Origin of the sequence: Hymenobacter glaciei (genome assembly GCF_039539585.1) — a bacterium.
Lineage (GTDB): Bacteria > Bacteroidota > Bacteroidia > Cytophagales > Hymenobacteraceae > Hymenobacter > Hymenobacter glaciei.
This window is the reverse complement of record NZ_BAABDK010000011.1, coordinates 94,800-114,645: the sequence shown is the minus strand read 5'-3', so window position 1 is coordinate 114,645 and position 19,846 is coordinate 94,800. Positions and strand designations below refer to the sequence as shown.

The 19,846-nt window shown below is 61.7% G+C and carries 14 protein-coding genes; 1 reads left to right on the top strand and 13 read right to left on the bottom strand.

Annotation, left to right across the window (positions count from 1 at the left end; genetic code table 11):
• The 13 genes from fbp to ABD837_RS07145 form a co-directional block, all read right to left on the bottom strand.
• Complete coding sequence (gene fbp, locus ABD837_RS07205; RefSeq protein ID WP_345052192.1) at positions 1-1,008, bottom strand: class 1 fructose-bisphosphatase; 1,008 nt, start codon at positions 1,006-1,008, stop codon at positions 1-3.
• A gap of 72 nt (positions 1,009-1,080) precedes the next feature.
• Positions 1,081-1,548, bottom strand: coding sequence for a nuclear transport factor 2 family protein (locus ABD837_RS07200; RefSeq protein ID WP_345052189.1), 468 nt, complete (start codon positions 1,546-1,548; stop codon positions 1,081-1,083).
• Between the two features lie 213 nt (positions 1,549-1,761).
• A complete protein-coding gene (locus tag ABD837_RS07195) occupies positions 1,762-3,129 on the bottom strand; it encodes an MFS transporter (protein ID WP_345052186.1) in 1,368 nt (455 codons plus the stop codon).
• 163 nt (positions 3,130-3,292) lie between these two features.
• Positions 3,293-3,949 (bottom strand): beta/alpha barrel domain-containing protein, encoded by a 657-nt coding sequence (locus ABD837_RS07190; RefSeq protein ID WP_345052184.1) that lies wholly within the window; start codon positions 3,947-3,949, stop codon positions 3,293-3,295.
• Positions 3,950-4,092: 143 nt separating this feature from the next.
• Complete coding sequence (locus ABD837_RS07185) at positions 4,093-5,103, bottom strand: PfkB family carbohydrate kinase (protein ID WP_345052182.1); 1,011 nt, start codon at positions 5,101-5,103, stop codon at positions 4,093-4,095.
• Between the two features lie 131 nt (positions 5,104-5,234).
• Positions 5,235-6,668: a glucuronate isomerase gene (gene uxaC, locus ABD837_RS07180; RefSeq protein ID WP_345052179.1), complete on the bottom strand. Its 1,434-nt coding sequence runs from the start codon at positions 6,666-6,668 to the stop codon at positions 5,235-5,237.
• A gap of 317 nt (positions 6,669-6,985) precedes the next feature.
• A complete protein-coding gene (locus tag ABD837_RS07175) occupies positions 6,986-8,641 on the bottom strand; it encodes a UxaA family hydrolase (protein WP_345052175.1) in 1,656 nt (551 codons plus the stop codon).
• Between the two features lie 160 nt (positions 8,642-8,801).
• Complete coding sequence (locus ABD837_RS07170) at positions 8,802-10,316, bottom strand: tagaturonate reductase (RefSeq protein ID WP_345052172.1); 1,515 nt, start codon at positions 10,314-10,316, stop codon at positions 8,802-8,804.
• A gap of 51 nt (positions 10,317-10,367) precedes the next feature.
• On the bottom strand, positions 10,368-11,477 hold the full coding sequence (pelA, locus tag ABD837_RS07165) for a pectate lyase (protein ID WP_345052170.1): 1,110 nt from the start codon (positions 11,475-11,477) through the stop codon (positions 10,368-10,370).
• Between the two features lie 85 nt (positions 11,478-11,562).
• Positions 11,563-13,359: a RagB/SusD family nutrient uptake outer membrane protein gene (locus ABD837_RS07160; RefSeq protein ID WP_345052168.1), complete on the bottom strand. Its 1,797-nt coding sequence runs from the start codon at positions 13,357-13,359 to the stop codon at positions 11,563-11,565.
• Positions 13,360-13,371: 12 nt separating this feature from the next.
• Complete coding sequence (locus ABD837_RS07155) at positions 13,372-16,629, bottom strand: SusC/RagA family TonB-linked outer membrane protein (RefSeq protein WP_345052166.1); 3,258 nt, start codon at positions 16,627-16,629, stop codon at positions 13,372-13,374.
• 124 nt (positions 16,630-16,753) lie between these two features.
• A complete protein-coding gene (gene kduI, locus ABD837_RS07150) occupies positions 16,754-17,584 on the bottom strand; it encodes a 5-dehydro-4-deoxy-D-glucuronate isomerase (protein WP_345052164.1) in 831 nt (276 codons plus the stop codon).
• Positions 17,585-17,671: 87 nt separating this feature from the next.
• The gene (locus ABD837_RS07145) at positions 17,672-18,442 is read right to left on the bottom strand and encodes an SDR family oxidoreductase (protein ID WP_345052162.1); all 771 of its coding nucleotides are present in this window, start codon (positions 18,440-18,442) and stop codon (positions 17,672-17,674) included.
• Positions 18,443-18,723: 281 nt separating this feature from the next.
• Here ABD837_RS07145 and ABD837_RS07140 point away from each other — a divergent pair, with 281 nt between their 5' ends.
• The gene (locus ABD837_RS07140) at positions 18,724-19,773 is read left to right on the top strand and encodes a LacI family DNA-binding transcriptional regulator (protein WP_345052159.1); all 1,050 of its coding nucleotides are present in this window, start codon (positions 18,724-18,726) and stop codon (positions 19,771-19,773) included.
• The last annotated feature ends 73 nt before the right edge of the window (positions 19,774-19,846 follow it).

Below are 19,846 nucleotides of genomic sequence, written 5' to 3'. Positions count from 1 at the left end.
TTATTGGGCTGCTACGGCCTGTAGCTCCACCACCAGCTCGGCCGAGCCTACGAAGAGCGGGGCGCGTTGGTGCAGGTCGGTGGTTGGCTGCACATCGAGCACCACGTCGGCCCCGGTTACGGCCATGCCGCCCGCCTGCTCGATGATGAAAGCCAGCGGGTAACCCTCGTACAACAAACGCAGCTTGCCGGTGGGCTTGTCGGTGGTGGGCGGGTATAAATAGATGCCGCCCGTGAACAGGTTGCGGTGGTAGTCGGCCACCAGCGAGCCCACGTAGCGGGCCGTGAGGCGGCGCTCCTTGCAAGTCATCAAAAAGGTGCGTACGAATTCCGGATAATCAAACCAGTTTCCCTCGTTGCAGCTGAATACGGGGCCCTGACGGGGGATTTTGATATCGGGGTGCGAGAGAAAAAATTCACCCAGCGAGTTCTCGTAGGTGAAGCCCGCCACGCCGTGCCCGGTGGTGTACACGAGCATGGTGCTGGAACCGTACAGAATATAGCCCGCCGCCACCTGCGCCCGGCCGCCCTGCAAAAAGTCCTCCTGCCGGGCCGGGCCGCCCACCCGCGACACCCGCCGGTAGATGCTGAAGATGGTGCCGATGCTCACGTTCACGTCGATGTTGCTCGAACCATCGAGCGGGTCGATGGCCACCACGTACTTGCCGAACACGTTGCCGGTCTGAATGATGTGCTCGTCCTCTTCCGAGAGCACGGCGCAGGCCTCGCCGCCGTTGGTAAGGGCGCGCACGAAGCGGATGTTGGCTTCCACGTCGAGGCGCTGCTGGTGCTCGCCCTGCACGTTCTTCTCCCCCATCGCGCCGGTAATGCGCGACAGGCCAGCGCGGTTCACCTCGCGGTTCACGATTTTGCCAGCCAGGGCAAGGTCGCGCAACAGTTGGCTCAGCTCGCCGGTGGCGTAGGCAAACTCGCTCTGCTTGCGCTTGATGTAGCGCTCGAGCGTGATGCCGACAGGGGTGGCCAAGGCGTTTTCGGTGGTGGGCGTCATGGGTGGGGTGGGAATTTGGAAGAAATCAGAACGTCATGCAGAGCTGCGCTCTGCATGACGTTCAACGACAAACTACGAAGTCTGTTTTTGCGACTGCCAGAGCACTACCTGCCAGCCTTTCTTCTTGTCTTTCACCTGCACCACTACATACTTGAGGTGGGCCAGATTGGGCTGCCCATCCTTGGGGGGCAGGGTGATGAGGATGGTACCGTTCACGACGGCCGTTTTGCCATCGTTGTAAGCCCGTACGGTCAGGGTTTCCACGTCGATTTTATCGTACTGGCTTTTGCCGTCGCGAATGCTTTGCAGGTACTCCGTTTTGTTGTTCTGCTTGCCGTTGGAGTGCGTGTAAATGAGGTCATCAGCGAAGGCCTTTTCCAGGAAGGCGTAGTCCTTGCTCACCTGGGCGACGAAGCGCTGACGCTCCAGGGCTTCCACTTGTTTTTCGGCAGCAGTCATGGGTTTGGCGGGGGAGTTTTGAGCACGGGAGGCAGCGCAGCCAAAGAGCAGCAGCGCGGCAAAAAGCAGCAGGTGTTTCATACTAGGCACATCTAAACAGATAAGTTATTTAAGAATCGACGACGGATGTAGAGACGCATACTGGCGTCTCATCGCTGGGGTAGTTTGAACAATTCCGCTAAACCGAAAGCCAGCAGAGCTAGCGACGAGACGCCAGTATGCGTCTCTACATCCGGCGACTCCTGGCGAAAACATTTTCTAACAAAGAGCTATTCAACCGCGCGGCAGCCATGGCTACTCTTCGCCGTCGAGCTTGATGGGCTCCATGCGCGGCACGAGCGTGAACATCAGTACCCAAGCCAGTAAATACGCCGCGCCGCAGATGAAGAACATGATGTAATAGGCTTTTTGAATTTGCCCGATGCTCTCGTAGTGCCGGAATAAGCCCTTCTGCACCAGGGCCGTGAGAGCAATGCCGCCCAGCCCGCCGGCCATGCCGCCAATGCCCGTGACCGAGCCCACCGCCCGCTTTGGAAACATGTCCGACACGGTAGTGAAAATATTGGCGCTCCAGGCTTGGTGGGCCGCCGCCGCAATGCCGATGACCAGCACCGCCAGCCACATATTCAGTTGCCCCAGCCACTGCGCAAACACTATCGGGAACACGCAGCAGGCAATGATGAGCATGGCGCGCTTGCGGGCCTGAAACGCTGGCATACCCCGCTTAATAAAGCCCAACGGCAAGTAGCCGCCGCCCACGCTGCCGATGCTCGACAAAATGTACACAGCTGCTACTGGCAGCGCAATGGCCGTGCCCTTGAGGTTGTATTGCTTGCCCAGGAAGTCGGGCAACCAGAACAGGTAAAACCACCACACCGGGTCGGTGAGGAACTTGCCAATCACAAAGGCCCAGGTTTGTTTGAACCCGAGCAACGTGGCCCAAGAGGCCTTGGGCTTTTCCTCCGTCACACCTTCGGCGGGTAGGCCTACGGGAATATCGGCGTTGATGTAGTCGAATTCAGCCTTGCTCAGGCGGGCATGTTTGGCAGGGGTTTCGTAATAGACCATCCAGAGCACCAGCCAGATGAATCCTAATGCCCCCGTGATGAGAAAAGCCCACTTCCAGCCAATGGTTTCGGCAATGAGCGGCACCGTGAGGGGAGCCACAATGGCCCCCACGTTAGAACCCGAGTTGAAAATGCCCGTGGCCAGCGCCCGCTCGCGCTGCGGAAACCACTCGGCCGTGGTTTTGATGGCCGCCGGGAAGTTGCCAGCCTCGGTAATGCCCAAAAATCCCCGCGCAATACCGAAGCCAAACGTGCTGCCCACCAGCGCGTGGCCCATGGCCGCCAGGCTCCACAGCGCCGTGGAGAGGGCATAGCCCAGCTTGGTGCCCAGCTTGTCGATGATGCGCCCCGCCCCCACCATGCCCACAGCGTAGGCCAGCTTGAAGGCGATTTCGATGTTGGCGTAATCGTCCGAGTTCCACCGAAACTCTGTTTCCAGATACGGCTTCAGCAGCGAGATAACGGCCCGGTCGAGGTAATTAATCGTGGTGGCGAAAAACACCAGCGCGCAGATGGTCCAGCGAAAGCGTCCCATCACGGCGTTGGCCGCAGCGAGCGGCGAAGCGGGCGGGGGTTGGGTGGCAAGTGGGGTCATCGGGTGGGTGGTTTTAAAGGGCGGGTGTTCGAAGGGCAGAAGATTGTCGGAACATCATGCAGAGCGCAGCGAAGCATCTTGCCACGGGTAACTAATCAATTGCGCTTCAGAGATTGAATTACTGGCGCTGGCAAGATGCTTCGCTGCGCTCTGCATGACGTTCTTATTTTTTCAGTTCACTCACAAAGCGCATCAGCTCGCCAATGCGGGCGGCCAGGGCTTCAGTATTATCGGCATTCTTAAACAGCTGCGAGCCCATGCCCACGGCATTCACGCCCGCGCCAAACCAGGCCGAAACGCTTTCGTGGGTGGGCTCCACACCGCCCGTTATCATGAGTTTAATGTGGGGCATGGGGCCGCGCAGGGCTTTCACGTAGTCGGGGCCGACCAGATTGCCGGGGAAGATTTTGACCACGGCCGCGCCCAGCTCGCTGGCGTTATAAATCTCGGTGGGCGTGAGGGCGCCCGGCAGCCAGGGAATGTTGTGGCGGTGGCACACTTCGGCTACCTCGGCGGTAGCCAGCGGCTGCACCACAAATTCGGCGCCGGCAGCAATAAACTGCTCGGCTTCGGCGGTTTTGTAAATCGTGCCGATGCCCAGCATCATATCCGGGCACTGCGCGGCCACAAAATCCTGGAGCTGCGCGAACACATTCAATGCCTGCTCGCCCCGGTTCACGAACTCAAACACGCGGATGCCGCCCGTGTAACAGGCTTGCACAATGCGCTGCGCGTAGGCCGCATCGGCGTGGTAAAACACCGGCACCACGGGGTAGCGCAGCAGCGCGGCAAGGGTTGCGGAAGGAGTGTGGCGGGACATATTTGGGATTATCGACTTCAAATTAGAACGTCATGCTGAGCTTGTCGAAGCATCTCTACCGCTTCGTTGCAGCGACTGGCTTACTGTTGCGGTAGAGATGCTTCGACAAGCTCAGCATGACGTTCTTTCCAAACTAATTCAACTCAGCGTACCAACCGGCCGCTGGTGTTGCCTTTCATGATTTCCTCCACCTCGGCCACGGTTACTAGGTTGATGTCGCCGTGGATGGTGTGCTTGAGCGCCGAGGCGGCCACGCCAAAATTGAGGGCCTGCTGCGGGTGCTCGTAAGCCAGCGAGCCGTAGATGAAACCCGCCATGAAGGCATCGCCCCCACCAATGCGGTCGACAATGGGATTGATTTCGTGGGTGACGGTTTCGAGGAACTGCTGGCCGTCGTAGTAGATGCCTTTCAGGCCGTTGTGCGACGCACTGTGGGTGTTGCGGCGGGTGGTGATGACCTGCTTGATTTGCGGAAAGCGCGCCATTACCTGCCGGGCCACGGACACGAATTTGTTGTCTTTACCCGGCTCGGGTACGATGCCGAACAGGTCTTCGGCGTCGTTTTCGGAACACACCACCACGTCGCAGCCCTGCACCAGCTCGCTCATCACGCGTTGGGCCGACTGGCCGTATTGCCACAGGTTGCGGCGGTAGTTCACGTCGGCCGACACGGTGAGGCCCAGGCGGCGCGCAGCGGCAATGGCCTGGCGCGTGGCCTCGGCGGTGCTCGCCGAAATAGCCGGCGTGATGCCCGTCCAGTGCAGCCAGCCGGCATCTTTCAGGATTTCATCCCAGTTGAATTTGGCCGGGTCGAGGTTCGCGAAGGCTGAGTTGGCGCGGTCGTACACCACTTTGCTGGGGCGCATCCCCGCTCCCACTTCCAGGAAATACAGACCGAGGCGGTCGCCTTCGTACACGGTCGCGTCCATGGTCACGCCCAGCGCGCGAAACTGTTGGGCAGCGGCGTGGCCCAGGTCGTTACTGGGGAAGCAGGTAACGTGCGCGGCGGGCACGCCCAGCCCAGCCAGCGAAGCCCCCACGTTGGCATCGCCGCCGCCGTAGGTGATTTCGAAGCCGCTGGCCTGCGCGAACCGGTAGTTCAACGGCGGCGACAGCCGCATCATGATTTCGCCGAACGTAACAACTTGCTTCATGATTTTTGGGACTTAGAAGAACGTCATGCTGAGCACAGCCGAAGCATCTTGCTCGCATCGTTCAACAATTGAGTTACTACCACACGCGAGATGCTTCGGCTACGCTCAGCATGACGTGCTTTTATCGTTAACTATACGGTTAAGGCTGCGGCAGCCGGCACCTTGCCGAAGCCAAAATAGGCCTTGGCATTGCCGTAGCAGATATTCTGTACCATGCCGCCGAGCAATTCCATGTCGGTGGGCAGCTCGCCGTTTTCCACGTCGTTGCCCAGCAGATTGCAGAGCACGCGCCGGAAATACTCGTGGCGCGGGTACGAGAGAAAACTGCGCGAATCGGTGAGCATACCCACAAAGCGCGAGAGCAGGCCCATGTTGCTCAGGGCGTTGATTTGCTTTTCCATGCCATCCTTCTGGTCAAGGAACCACCAGCCGGAGCCGAACTGCACCTTACCCGCTACCGAGCCGTCGTTGAAGTTGCCAATCATCGTGGCGATGAGCTCGTTGTCGGCCGGGTTCAGGTTATAAATGATGGTTTTGGCGAGCTTGTTCTGCCCGTCGAGCCGGTCGAGGAAGGCCGACAGCGCGCGGCCCTGCGAGAAGTCGCCAATCGAGTCCCAGCCCGTATCCGGCCCCAACTCGCGGAGCATGCGCGAGTTGTTGTTGCGCAGCGCGCCGAGGTGGTACTGCTGGGTCCAGCCCTTTTCCCAGTCCATTTCGGCCAGCAGTACCAACAGGGCGGATTTCAGCTGCGTGTTTTCAGTCGCCGTTAACTCCTGGCCACCGCGGATTTTAGCGAAGCTGGCTGCTACTTCAGCGGGCGTGTAGGATGCGGCGTAAATCTGCTCCAACCCGTGGTCGGACAAGCGGCAGCCGAGGCTGGCAAAGAAGTCGTGGCGGCGGCGTAGGGCCGTTTCCAGGTCAGCCAGCGTGCGGATTTCCACTTCGGCCACCGCGCCCAGCTTATCGAGGTAGGCGTTGTAGCTGGCGGCGTCATCCACGGCCATGGCCTTGTCGGCGCGGAAGGTGGGCAGCACATTAATTCCAAAGCCCGAAGCTGCAATGGCTTGGTGGTGTGCGAGCAAGTCGGCTGGGTCGTCGGTGGTGCAGAGGGTTTCCACCTGTATCATCTTCAGCAGGTTGCGCACCGAGTATTCGGGGGTTTGTAGTTTGGCGCTGCACTCGTCGTAGATGCGGCGCGCGCTGTCCTTGTTCAGCAGCTCGGTGATGCCGAAGTAGCGGCGCAGCTCCAGGTGCGTCCAGTGGTAGAGGGGGTTGCGCAGGGTGTAGGGCACGGTTTCGGCCCATTTCTCAAACTTCTCCCAGTCCGACGCATCGCCGGTGATGTAGCGCTCGGGCACACCGTTGGCCCGCATGGCGCGCCACTTGTAATGGTCGCCGTAGAGCCATATTTGGGTGAGGTTCTCGAACTGTTTGTCCTCGGCAATCTGGTCGGGCAGCAGGTGGTTGTGGTAGTCGATAATGGGCATCTGCTTCGCATACTCGTGGTAGAGCGTGCTGGCCGTGGCGGTTTGCAGCAGAAAGTCGTCGGACAGAAATGGCTTCATAAGTAATGCGATGACGAGGCGAAAAATCGACTAGAATAAGGGCCGCCGAGCCGCCGAAGGTAGCGGTGAAAACTGCCCGCAAGGTTATCAGAAATGGGTTTTGGGCGGGGTTTATTTACGTAAACGGTTGCGGTAGCTCGGCGGAAACGGTTGCGGTAGGTGGCGGGAAATGAAGTCGTCTGTCATCCTGAGCGGAGCGAAGGACCTTGTCTCGTCAGCGGAGCAATTGGTCAAGTGAATCATTGTTAAAAAGGCTCTTTCTGCGGTGATAAGGTCCTTCGCTCCGCTTAGGATGACAGACGACTTCATCTCCCCCACTACAGGCTCACCCCGCGCTTCCACGGGATAAAGTCAGTCTGGTCGTGGCGCACGGCGGCGATTTCCTCCTCGCCGCTGGCCACTCGGATGACGTAATCGAGAATGCGCTCGCCGGCCTGCTCAATGGTTTCCTCGCCGTCAATCACCGTTCCGGTGTTCACATCGATGATGTCGGGCATGCGGCGGGCCAAGGCCGTGTTGCTGGCTACTTTGATGACGGGCGCGATGGGGTTACCGGTGGGCGTGCCCAGGCCGGTGGTGAAGAGCACGATGTTGGCCCCCGACCCTACCTCGGCGGTGGTCGATTCCACGTCGTTGCCGGGCGTGCAGAGCAGGTTAAGGCCGGGCTTGGTTACCAGTTCGGGGTAATCGAGCACGGCCACCACGGGCGAAGAGCCACCCTTGCGGGCCGCCCCGGCTGATTTCATGGCGTCGGTAATCAGGCCGTCGCGGATGTTGCCGGGCGAGGGGTTCATGTCGAAGCCCGAGCCCACGGCCACGGCCGAGTCGCCGTAGGCCTTCATCAGGCTGCTGAACCGCTCGGCCGTTTGCTGGTCCACGCTGCGGTCCACGAGTTCCTGCTCTACGCCGCAGAGCTCCGGGAATTCAGCCAGGATAACCGAACCGCCCAGCGCCACCAGCATATCCGAAACGTGACCCAAGGCTGGATTCGCCGAGATGCCGGAGAATCCGTCGGAGCCACCGCATTCCAACCCAATGTTCAACGCACTCAGGGGCGCGGGCTCGCGGCGGGCCTGGTTAGCCAGCATCAAGCCCGCAAACGTCTGGCGCAGCGCGATGGTGATGAGCGTTTCCTCGGTGCCGAGCTTTTGCTGGTCGAGGATGTAGAGGGGCTTGCTGAAGTTGGGGTCGCGCCTGGCGATTTCCTCCTGCAGCATGCTGGCTTGCGCGTTCTGGCAGCCCAGACTTAGCACGGTAGCGCCGGCCACGTTGGGATGCGTGATGTAGCCGGCCAGCAGGCCGCACAGCGTTTGGGCGTCCTGGCGGATGCCGCCGCAGCCACCCTCGTGGCTGAGGAAACGGATACCATCCACGTTCGGGAACGGGCGCGTGTGGCGGGCAGCAGTTGAAGCGGCTTCGAGGTCAGCGCTCAGAATTTCTTCCACCGATTTACCGGCCTGCATCAGCTCCACCAGCTTGCGGGTTTCGGGCTGGTAACTTTTGCGGCGGCCGTAGCCGAGGTCGGTAATCAACGCCTCCTGCAGCACCTGGATGTTGCGGTTTTCGCAGAACACCAGCGGAATCACCAGCCAATAGTTGGCGGTACCCACGCGGCCATCGGCCCGGTGGTAGCCCATAAAGGTGCGGCCCTGCCAAGCGGTTACGTCGGGAGCCTGCCAGGCGGCGCGCTGCTGGGCGTGCTCGTCGTAGGAGTTGGTGGCGTGCTGCATATTGGCCGTAGTGAGGCGGCCGCCGGGGCGAATGGCCTCGCGAGCAGTGCCCACCAGCACGCCATACATGGTCACGGCTTGGCCGACGCTCAGGCCCAGCGGCGCGAGCTTGTGCTTGGCCGGAATGGCTTCCGAGGTGATGACAAACCCGTTATCCCAAGGCACTTCAGTGCCGATAGGCAGGTCCATCAGGGCCACGAGCACGTTGTCGGCGGGGTGAATGCGGGCTACTTGGTGCTTCACAGGGATAGGGTAGTTAAGTAGATAGCGTAATGAGTGGTAAAACAGCTAGTCATGCTGAGCGGAGTCGAAGCATCCCTACCGCAGAAGTAATTCAATCGAAGCAACGAAGCAGTAGAGATGCTTCGGCTACGCTCAGCATGACCGTTCCTTTTCTTATAAATCAACCGCCCACCGCTACCGTTTTACGGGCGAAAAATGCGGCCAGCGTGGCCGGCGCGCCTTCGCCCAGCAACTGCTGCAGGTAGTACGTGACGCTGGCGGCAAAGCCGGGCAGGCGCGAAAGGTCCTGGCCCCAGAGGGCGGCGTTGTGCAGCGCGGCGGGCACCAGTTCGTCGGGCGTGAAGCGGGCCCAGAGGTCGGCAAAGTAAGCGGCGCGGTCGTCCTGAATGGTGTAGGACTGGCCGTTGGCCTCGCCCCGCCCACCCACGTTGCGCATGAAGCGCAGGTAGGCCGCGAAGCCCAGCGCCACGTAGTGCGGCACCGCTTGGTGCTGCTGGTAGTAATGTAGCAGTGTGGGCACGTTGCGCATCTGCATTTTGGCGGTGCCCTGCATGGCAATGGCCAGCCAGCGGTGTTCCAGATAGGGGTTGCGGAAGCGGTCGAGCACCTGCATGCCGAAGCGCTGGCCCACTTTTTCATCCACTGAAACTGGGATGCCCGGCAGCAAATCAGCCAGCATTAAGTTGTGGATGAAGCGGGCCATGTGCTCGTTTTCGAGCGACTCGCGCACCGTGGCGCAGCCCATTAAATGTGCCAGCGCGTAGCTGAGCGTGTGCGTGCCGTTGAGCAGCCGCAGCTTCAGCTCGCGGAAGAGGGTAATGTCGGGCCGGATGACCACACCGGGCGCGACCGAGTGGAACGAGAGCACCTCGCGCACGTGGTCGCCGCCTTCAATGGCCCACAGCGCGTAGGCTTCGGCCATGGTCAGCAGCTCGTCGTGGTAGCCCAGCTCGGCTTGCAGGGCCGCGTAGGCGGCGGGCTCGGGGCGGCCGGGTACAATGCGGTCGACCAGCGTATTGCAGAAATGGTTGGCCGTTTCGAGCCAGTCGATGAACTCGGAGCCCAACTCGTTGCGGTGAGCCAGCTCCAGCACAATGCCTTCGAGCTTGCGACCGTTGTCCGGAATCAACTCAGTGGGCACGATGACGAGGCCCTTGTTCACATCGCCGTCAAAAGCTTGGAAGCGGGTGTACAGCACAGCCAGTAGCTTGCCCGGAAACGAGGCCGGCGGCATCAGCTGGATATCTTCGGTAACGAGTTGAATGCCGACTTCGGTGGTGTTCGAAATCACCACTTGCAACTCGGGGCTGGCGGCTACCTGCAGCACATCGGCCCACTGGCTTTGGGCCGAGAGCACGCGGCTGATGCTGGCGCACACCACATTTTCCTCCACCGGCTGGCCGTCATCGACGCCGCGCACGCACACCGTGTACAGGTTGTTCTGGCGCTCGAAGGCGGTGGCGTCGCCGCCGTTGGTGCTCTTCACCACCACAATACGGCCGTTGAAGACGCCCCGGCGGTTGGCCTGGTCAATCTGAAAATCGGGCAGGCCGCGCAGCAGCACGCCGGTGCCGAACTGCAGCACCTTTTCGGGCAGCTCGAACAGGCCGGGCGCGGGCCAGGCCACGGGGCCGGCGGGTGAGTTCAGGGCCAAAGATGTAGTTAGCGTGTCCATCGGAGCTGGAACTGTAATAGCGTTTGGGGCGAGGCGAAACGAGGCGCGGGGCTATTTGCGAGCCGCACTCACGCGTTTCTGCCAGGCGGGGAATTCTTTGGTGAGCAGCTTTTCGGGCCAGGTACCTGCGTAGAGGTAGCCGGCACGGCGCTCGGTTTCGATATCAGCCAACTGATAATGCACCTGGCTGTCGCGGCCCACGAAAATGGGCCGGTCGGTATTCAGCTCGTAAAACCGGGCCCACACGGTGGCGCCGGGCTGGGCAATCAGCTTGCGGTCTAGCACCTTGTGGGTTTGCGGGTCGGTTAGTTCCTGCACGGTCATGTCCTTCAGCTTCACTTTCTGAAACCAGTCAATAGCGCACTCCACGGCCGCTTTTTCGGCCGCCGAGGGTTGCTCGATGCCCATGAGGAAGCGTACAATGTCCACCGATTCATCCCCGCTCAGCGAGGCCAACTCGAAGGCGCGGGCTTTGGCTGGTTGCAGGGTCTTTTCATCGTATTGTGCGCACCAGGCCGTGGGGTGGCCGCCGCGCACGTACTGGGTTTTCAACAGGCATTGCACGCCGCGCGCCACCGCCGCCTGGGCCTGCGGAGTTAGCCCCGCATCGAGGCCCGAATAGGGAGCCTGCTGGCGGCCCACGGCGCGCAGCACCTCCAGCACCCGCACCATGGCGTTGTCGTTGTAGGTAATCTGGTGACGGTAGTTGCTGAAGTCGGGGTAATACTGCGGAAAGCCGCCGTTAGCGTACTGCATTTTCAGCAGGTAGCGAATGCCGGTTTCGGCGCCCTGGCGGTAGGCGGCGTTGTTGGTGGTTTGGTAGGCTTTGGCCAGGTAGGCGATTTCGCGGGTGGTGGCGTTGTTGTCGACGGTCGCGTCGGTCCGGCCTTTGTCGGCCAGCGTGGCGGTGCGCTCAGCGGCGCTTAGCGAATGCTTATAGTCGACTTTCTTACTGCCCACCGCCTTGGGCCAGCCGCCGATGCTGCGCTGAAACACGAGCATCTTCTCGGCGGTGCTGTCGGTGAGGGGTGTCGCTTGGGGAACCCGGCCGGTGGCCAGGTCCCCCGCGCCACGCTCCGGCGTTGCTGGCGGCAGGGTTGGGCTAAGTCCCACCTCGCTTAGGCCCGTGGCCAGCAACAGGAGCATCAAGGGCAGCTTCATGATGAAAAAAGACAATGCAATGGTGCCTGAAAATTGAACACTGGGGCGAATGAGCCCTGCCCTGGCAAGCCTACCCCAGCTAGGGCTAGTAGCCGAAATTCTGCTTCACATTCGGGTCGGTGTCGATGGTGCTTTGCGGGATGGGCAGCAACTCCTTGCCCACGTTGGGCACGAAATCGGCGGCCAGGCCGGTGCCACCCGGACGGGTGTTGGTGATGTAAGCCGCGTCCACGGCCAGGCGCCAGTTCACGCGGGTGGTGCCGGTGGGCGTAGCGGCCGGCGAAGGCCGGTAGAACGAGCGGGCCCACTGCACCAGGCCGTTCACCACCCGGTAATACTGGTACTGCGGCACGGTGTTGTAGGGCGCCTGGCCGGCCTGCATCTTGGCCAGCTCGGCTTTGGTTTCGGCCAGTTTGGTGGCCAGCATGCCCCAGCGCAGCAGGTCGTATTTGCGAATGCCTTCGCCGCCGAATTCCAGCAGGCGCTCCTTTTGCAGCGTGGTGAAGAAGGATGTTTTTGAGGTCAAATCCAGGTTGGCGGCGGCGCGGGTGGCGTTGCCGCCAAAGCCACGGGTGCGCACCTCGAGCAGGGCACTTTTGGCGGCCGTGGTGGGGCCGTTCAGCTCGTTTTCGGCCTCGGCAAACATCAGCAGCACGTCGGCAAAGCGAATCAACACCCAGTTGTAGCCCAGGTAGTTGCCGGTGCCGGGCAGCGTGGGCACGCGCCAATCGCGCCGAAACTTGCCAGTAGTCACCGCAGTCAGGCTGGTGCCCGCTTGGTTGTTGGTGTTGCCGATGGTGTAGGGCGTCAGGGTGATGTCGCGCCGCACGTCCGTCGAGTCGAAGGCGTAGAAGTAGGTGGGCACGGCCACGATGGAGCCCTGCGAGGACCCGAAGATGGGCGAGGCGTTCAGGCGGGGGCCGTCGTAATAGCCGTGCTTGCTGTCTGACACGGCGCTGCTGCCGCCCATGGCCACTTCAAACATGATTTCGTTGGCCGACTCGCGGCGCTGCTCGTTGATGCTCTTGAACAGGTCGTAGAAACTGGAATTGAGCGTGTGCTGGTTGCGGTTACGCATCAAATCGGCGCATTCCTGCTGCGCGATGCGATAGTAGGTGAGGTAGTCGGCGGGGCGCTCAATAGCACCGGTGCGCGCATTGGCCGAGTAGCCGCCGCGCTGCAAAGCCAGGCGGGCGCGCAGGGCCTTCACCGCGCCCTTGGTGATGCGCTCGGTGGGCGCGCCGGCGTTGGTGCGCCACGGCACCAGCTTCGAGGCCCGGCCCAGGTTGGCAATCAGCGTGTCGAGGGTCACGTTGCGGTCGGCCGATGGCAGCTGGAAGCTGGCCGAGGCGTCGGTGGGCGTGAGCGGGGCCGGCACGTCGCCCCAGTTCCGAATCAGCTCGTACAGATACTGGGCGCGCAGGGTCAGCACCTCGCCGTGAAGGCGGTGCAGGGTGGCAGTATCGGCCGAGGTGCCGTTGCGGTACAGGGCCATCTGCGGGATGTTCTTGATGCAGATGTTGGCCCGCTCCACGCCCACGTACAGGTCGTTCCAGGGGTTTATGACTTCGGCGTTGGTGGGCAGGGCCTTGTAGCGCGACAGGCCCCGGTTGCCGGAGTTGGCCGCACCGGGCGCGCCAATTAGCTCGTCGGTATCGTAAGGGTAATACAGGTTCAGGCGGGTGCCGTAGGTGCGGTCGCCCGAGAGCAGGTCGTAGGCGCCCACCACGGCCGTGGTGGCGCCGCTCACCGTTCCGAACAGCTGCTCGGTGGTGTAGAAGGCATCAGGCGTCACGTCGAGGTAGTCTTTGCAGGCACTCAGGCCGGCCAACAGGGCTAGCGAGGCGGCCCCCAGCGTCAGGCGTAGTTTAGTAATTTTCATGATTTCAGGAGATTACAAGGCCAGGTTGATGCCGAAGAGAAATGCGCGGCTGCGCGGGTAGGCGGCGTAGTCCACGCCAGGCGTGAGGCCGGTGGCGCGGCGCGTGTTGGCTTCGGGGTCGTAGCCGGTGTATTTGGTGAAGGTGTAGAGGTTGTTGGTCGTCACGTAGAAGCGCAGCTGCGTGAGCTTGGCCCGGCTGATGAGGGCCTTAGGCAGCGAGTAGCCCAGCGTGAGGTTGTTGATGCGCAGAAACGAGCCGTCCTCGATGGCCCACGAGTGGGTGAATAGCTGGCGGGTGGGCTGCCAGATTTGGGCGTTCTGGTTCGCGGCGCGCGACACTTCTAGGTCGGTGATGGCCACGCCGTTGGCGTCGATGGTGCGGTACCGGTCGTTCATCAGCCCCAGCATGTTGCTGAGGGGGTTGATGGCGCTGGTGAACTCCAGCTTGTTGGCGTTGTACACATCATTGCCGTACACGAAGTTGACGAAGATGCTGGCATCAAAACCCTTGAAAGAAAACTGGTTGTTGAAGCCACCCGTGAATTTGGGGTTGGCGTTGCCGATGACCGTGCGGTCCAGCTCGTTCACGATGCCGTCGCCGTTCAGGTCCTTCAGCTTGATGATGCCGGGGGCCAGGGCCTGACCCTGCACCCCTACGTTCGACGGAATGTCCGCTTTCAGCACCCAGGTGCGGGTGGTGGCGTTGTAGCCCGAGAAATCATCGGCGGTATAAAAGCCCTTGCGGCCGTTGTCGAAGTCGGTCACGTAGCCGTACATCAGGCCGATGGGGCTGCCCACGCGGGCCACAAAATCCTGCGAGATGGCCGTGCTGGCCCAGCCCGAGTACACGCCCGGAATCTCGGGGGCGCCGCCTAGGCTTTCAATCCGGCCCCGGTTGAAGGAGGTGTTCAGGTTGGCCGTCCAGGTGAAGTCCGGCGTTTGCAACACCGTGCCGCTGAGCTGCAATTCCAGGCCGCGGTTTGAAGTCGAGCCAATATTTTGCAGCTGCGAGCTGTAGCCGGTTACCACCGGAATGGGCCGGGCCACCAGCAGGTCCTGCGTGGTGTTGTAGTAGGCATCGGCCGTGAATTGCAGCCGGTTGTTAAACAGGGCCAAGTCCATGCCCACGTTGCGCGAAATGGTGGTTTCCCACTTCAGGTTAGGGTTGGCCAGGAAGGGCACGTTGGCCCCGCCCACCCGAATGTGGTTCAGCCAGTACTCGCCGCCGCCGCCTGAGAACAGGTTGAGGTAGGAGAAGTCGTTGATGCGGTTGTTGCCGGCCTGGCCGTAGCTCACGCGCAGCTTCAGGTCCGAAATGGCTTCAATCGATTTTACAAAACTCTCCTGCGACACCCGCCAGGCCAGCGAGGCGGCCGGAAAATACCCCACCCGGTTGCCCTCCGCGTACTTCGACGAGCCGTCGGCGCGCATGGTGAGCGTGAGCAGGTACTTGTCGTCAAACGTGTAGTTCAGGCGGCCGAAGCCCGAAAGAATGCGCGAGTTGGCGGCCACGCCAGTGGTGGGCAGGTTGGGCTGGGCCTGGGTGCCGGCCGGCAGCACGCCCTGGTTGATGTTGGCCAGCGCCTGCCGGGAAGTAATATCCAGCGGCAGGAAGTTGGTTTGGATGTACTGCGTGGTGCCCTGCTGCTGGTACGTCTCCTGGCCCAGCAGCGCATCGAAGCTGTGGCGGCCGGTTTTGTGCGCGTAGGTCAGCACGTTGGAGTTGTTGATGGTCGTCTGCACGCCCGAGCTGAGCGAGGCAAAGGGCAGGGCGGCGTAGTTGCCGGCCACCTGCCGGATGGTGGGCGAGTAGCGGCCGTTGAAGGTTTCGAGGCGCGTGTCGGTGATGTCGAAGCCAGCCGTGGAGCGGAACACCAGGCCGGGCATCAGGGTCAGGGCCACGTTGCCGCTCAGGTTGTAGGTGCGGCGGCGGTCCAGGCGGTACTCGTTATCGATGGCGATAACCGGGTTCACCAGGCTGGTTTGCTGGAAGAAGTCTTCGTCGAACTGCGTGGGGTCGAGCGCGCCGGCCAGCGGCACGGCCAGCGGCTGAAATTGCACGGCGTTGCGTAGCCGCGAGGTGATGGTAGACAGCGCGCTGGAGGTGCCCGCGCCGTTGCTTTCCTGGTTGTTGAAGCGGGCGTTTAGGCCAAACGAAAACCGGTCGCTGGCCTTGGTATCGAAGCGGAAGTTCACCAGCTTGCGTTCGTAGTCTGAGCCGCGCTGAATGCCGTCCTCCTTGTTGTCGGTCAAACTCAGCGAGTACGTCGTGCCCTTCGCGCCGCCGGCCACCGACACGTTGTGGGTCTGCTGGAAGGCATCGCGGCCAAATACCTCGTCCTGCCAATCGATGAACGGGGCGTTGCGGCTGCGGTTGAGCGTATCGCTCAAATAGTTCTTGCTGCCAAAAGCCGTTTTGAAGGTGTTGATGCCACCGGCGGCCACGCCAATCGACTGCGCCCGCTCAAACTGGTAGTCCACATAATCGGCGGGCTTCATCAAGTCGAGCTTGCGCGAGAGGCGGCGCACGCCGGCAAAGCCGGTGTAGTTCACCACCACCTTGCCGTCGCGGCCTTTTTTGGTGGTGATGATGACCACGCCGTTGGCTCCGCGCGCGCCGTAGATGGCCGTGGCCGAAGCATCCTTCAGCACATCAACCGAGGCAATGTCCTGGGGCGAAATCACCGACAGCGCGTTCTCTACCTGAATGCCGTCCACCACGTACAGCGGCGAGTTGTCCTGGGTGATGGAGCCGCCGCCGCGCACCCGAATCTGCACGTTGGCGTTGCCGGGCGTGCCTTCGGCCGAGGTGAGCTGCACGCCGGCCAAACGGCCGGTCAGCGCCTCCGCGGCCGAGTTCACGGGCACGTCCTTAATCTGCTGCGCGCCCACCGACGACACCGAGCCGGTTACGTCGCGGCGCTGCACCTCCTGGTAGCCGATTACCACCACGTCTTCCAGCTGCTTGCTGTCAGTAACCAGCGTCACGCTAATGTTCGACTGGCTGCCCACTTTCACCGACTTGGCAGTGTAGCCAATGAAGCTAAAACGCAGCGTAGCGTTGTCGCTGCCCGCGGGCAGCGTAATGCTGTAGTCGCCATTGGCGCCCGTTGAGGCCCCATTGGTGGTGCCTTCCACCAGCACCGTTACGCCGGGCAGCGTTTCGCCCGTATCCGATTTCACGACGCCCTGAACCTGGCGGCTCTGTGCCGCGGCCAGCCCAATGCTCCCCAGGAGCAGCAGCCAGAGCAGGAGAAAATGTTTTTTCATGGGTTTAAAGGGGGATGTTGGGTGGGAGTTTTTCAGTTGTCAGTTGCTCGTTGTCAGTTGCCAGGTCGTTCCAGCTGTTGCATTGCGACTAACAACTGACAACCTTTAACTGACAACCAACCTGTTAGCGCAATGCCTCCAAAGGCACGGCATCCATATCAGTGTATTCGCGGTTTTCGCCAGCCATGCCCCAGATGAAGGCGTAAGCCGCCGAGCCGCAGCCGGTGTGGATGGACCACGGCGGCGAGAGAATGGCTTGTTCGTTGCTCACCCACAGCGGGCGGGTTTCGGTGGGCTCGCCCAGCAGGTGCAGCACGCGCTGGCCCGGGGGCAGGTTGAAGTAGAGGTAGGCCTCCATGCGGCGGTCGTGGGTGTGGCTCGGCATGGTGTTCCACACGTTGCCGGGGGCCAGTTGCGTCAGCCCCATCACCAACTGGCAGCTTTGGATACCCTCGGCGTAGATGTACTTGTAGATGGTGCGCACGTTGGCCGTTTCGGCCGCGCCCATCTGCACCGGCGTGGCTTCGGCCTGGGTGCGGCGGGTAGTTGGGTGCGCCGCGTGCGCCGGGGCCGACAGCAGGTAAAACTTGGCCGGGCTGCCTGTGTCAACGCTGGCGAAACTCACTTCTTTCGAACCCATGCCCACGTACAGGCAGTCCTGGTTGCCCAGTTCGTACACGGTGCCGTCCACCGTCACGGTGCCGGGGCCGCCCACATTCAGCGCACCTAGCTCGCGGCGCTCCAGAAAGGAATTGGCTTTCAGCGACTCGGGACAGGGCAAGGCCAGCGCCTCAGCCAGCGGCTGCGCGCCGCCCACAATCATGCGGTCGTAGTGCGTGTAAGTCAACCCGATTTCGCCCGCCGTGAAGATGTTCTCAATCAGAAAATGCTCGCGCAACCCGCTCGTATCAAGCGTGGCAGTTTCGCGGGGGCCAATGGCAAAGCGCTGAGTCATTTTATTTAATGAGGAATGAAGAATCTAAGAATGAGGAATCGATTCGAAAGGGAATTCTTCATTCCTCATTCTTCATTCCTCATTGAATCACCGCCCCATCCAACCGCCGTCGACGGTGAGGATGGTGCCGTGCACGTAGTTGCTCGCGGCCGAAGCCAGGAACACGGCCGGGCCTTTGAAATCGTCGGCCTCGGCCCAGCGGCCGGCCGGAATGCGCGCCAGAATCGCGGCGCTGCGTTCGGCATCCTGCCGCAGGGCCGCCGTGTTGTCGGTGGCCACGTAGCCGGGCGCAATGGCGTTCACGCCCACTCCGCGGCTGGCCCACTCGTTGGCCAGTGCCTTCACCAGCGAGCCAATGGCGCCCTTGCTGGCCGCGTAGCCCGGCACGTTGATGCCGCCCTGAAACGTGAGCAGCGAGGCCGTGAAAATAATTTTGCCGCGGCCCCGTTCCAGCATCCGTCCGCCCAAAGCGCGGGCCAACCGGAAAGGCGCGTCAAGGTTCACGCTAAGCACGGCGTCCCAGTCCTCGTCGGAGTGCTCGGCCGCCGGCGCGCGGCGGATGATGCCGGCGTTGTTGACGAGAATATCGATAACCGAAAATTCGGACTGCACCTGCTCGATAAAAGCCCGCAGCTGCGCCGTATCGCCGAGGTCGGCGCGGTAGCCCCGAAAGTCGCGGCCCAGGGCGCGCACGGCAGTTTCGGTTTCGCCACCTTCAGGCAGGCTGCGCGACACGCCGAGGATGTCGGCCCCGGCCTCGGCCAGCCCGATGGCAATGGCCTGGCCAATGCCGCGGTCGCAGCCCGTAACGAGGGCACGCTGACCGGCAAGACTGAAAAGGGCAGGGAACGAGGTCATAAACGAAGCGGGGTGGGCTAGGACTTTAAGCGGTAATTAGCCAGATATTTCCTACTCTTGTGGAGCAGTTGGCTAGTTAAAGGTTCTGGGCAGCAGCAGCCGAAAGCAAGAGTTGGACAATGTTTTTTTGTGCAATCGTTGCCGGGAACGATGTCACGTTGCAGACAGCGAGTGTCCGCTCACCTATTTTGGCCTTTCGCAGTACCTTACAGGCCATTTAGCGGTGCCTTTTCAGCATCACCCGGCTGCCGCCGTTTATTGAACTTTATAAGGAAAGCAGCTTGGACCCCGTTACCATCAAAGACATTGCCCGCGCCCTGAACCTGTCGACGTCGACTGTGTCGCGGGCCTTGCGCGACAGCTACGAAATCAGCCCCGAGACCAAGCGGCTCGTGATGGAGTATGCCGAGCGCCTCAACTACCGCCCCAACCCCATTGCCCTCAGCCTGAAAGGCAGCAGCAGCAAGGCCCTGGCCGTTATTGTGCCTCAAATTGCCAATAACTTCTTCTCGCAGGCCATCAACGGCATCGAGGCCATTGCCTACAACCGCGGCTACCACGTCATCATTTTCCAGACGCACGAGAGCTACGAGCGCGAAATGGCCAATGTGCAGCAGGCCGTGGCCCGCCGCGTCGACGGCCTGCTCCTCTCCCTTTCCAGCGAGACTTCCGACGTAACCCATCTGCACGCGCTGCACGCGCAGGGCGTGCCGCTGGTGCTGTTCGACCGAGTAGCCCCCGACCTGCCCGTGACCCAGGTAGTGGCCGACAACTTCGGCGGTGCCTACGCCGCTACCTCCCACCTGTTGCAAACCGGCCGCCGCCGCATCGCGCACCTCACTATTCCGCCCTACCTCAGCATCACGCAGGAGCGCCTGGCCGGCTACCGCGCCGCCCTGGAGCAGTACGGTGTGGCCTTCGATGAAAACCTGGTGCGCTACGGCACCTTCGGCCCCGACGAGGCCGACGAGCTGGTGGAGCAGCTCCTGGCCCAGGAGCCGCGCCCCGACGCGTTTTTCACGGCCAGCGACCGGCTGGCGCTGGGTTGCCTCACGGCGCTGCGCAAGCGCGGTATTCGCATTCCGGAGGATATTTCGCTCATTGGCTTCACCAACCTGCCCGCCGCCGAAATGCTGAACCCGCCCCTAAGCACGGTGACGCAACCAGCCCAGGAGATAGGCCAGCTCGCCGCCGAGCGCCTCATCGAGCTCATCGAGCGCAAGCAGAAAGCTTCGCCTCCGGCCACCGTGAAGCTGCCCACCACGCTGGTCATACGCGAGTCATCAGCCCCACCCGTGCGGGCCGAAGCAGATTTTCGGATTGGGCTGTAGCCAGTTGTCATGCTGAACGCAGTGAAGCACCTTATCACGTTAGAACCAATCGTTCCAGCGTGATAAGGTGCTT

Bases quoted from the DNA above. Each gene is read 5' to 3' on its own strand.
- fbp (WP_345052192.1), bottom strand. From the start codon at position 1,008: ATGACGCCCACCACCGAAAACGCCTTGGCCACCCCTGTCGGCATCACG.
- ABD837_RS07200 (WP_345052189.1), bottom strand. From the start codon at position 1,548: ATGAAACACCTGCTGCTTTTTGCCGCGCTGCTGCTCTTTGGCTGCGCT.
- ABD837_RS07195 (WP_345052186.1), bottom strand. From the start codon at position 3,129: ATGACCCCACTTGCCACCCAACCCCCGCCCGCTTCGCCGCTCGCTGCG.
- ABD837_RS07190 (WP_345052184.1), bottom strand. From the start codon at position 3,949: ATGTCCCGCCACACTCCTTCCGCAACCCTTGCCGCGCTGCTGCGCTAC.
- ABD837_RS07185 (WP_345052182.1), bottom strand. From the start codon at position 5,103: ATGAAGCAAGTTGTTACGTTCGGCGAAATCATGATGCGGCTGTCGCCG.
- uxaC (WP_345052179.1), bottom strand. From the start codon at position 6,668: ATGAAGCCATTTCTGTCCGACGACTTTCTGCTGCAAACCGCCACGGCC.
- ABD837_RS07170 (WP_345052172.1), bottom strand. From the start codon at position 10,316: ATGGACACGCTAACTACATCTTTGGCCCTGAACTCACCCGCCGGCCCC.
- pelA (WP_345052170.1), bottom strand. From the start codon at position 11,477: ATGAAGCTGCCCTTGATGCTCCTGTTGCTGGCCACGGGCCTAAGCGAG.
- ABD837_RS07160 (WP_345052168.1), bottom strand. From the start codon at position 13,359: ATGAAAATTACTAAACTACGCCTGACGCTGGGGGCCGCCTCGCTAGCC.
- ABD837_RS07155 (WP_345052166.1), bottom strand. From the start codon at position 16,629: ATGAAAAAACATTTTCTCCTGCTCTGGCTGCTGCTCCTGGGGAGCATT.
- kduI (WP_345052164.1), bottom strand. From the start codon at position 17,584: ATGACTCAGCGCTTTGCCATTGGCCCCCGCGAAACTGCCACGCTTGAT.
- ABD837_RS07145 (WP_345052162.1), bottom strand. From the start codon at position 18,442: ATGACCTCGTTCCCTGCCCTTTTCAGTCTTGCCGGTCAGCGTGCCCTC.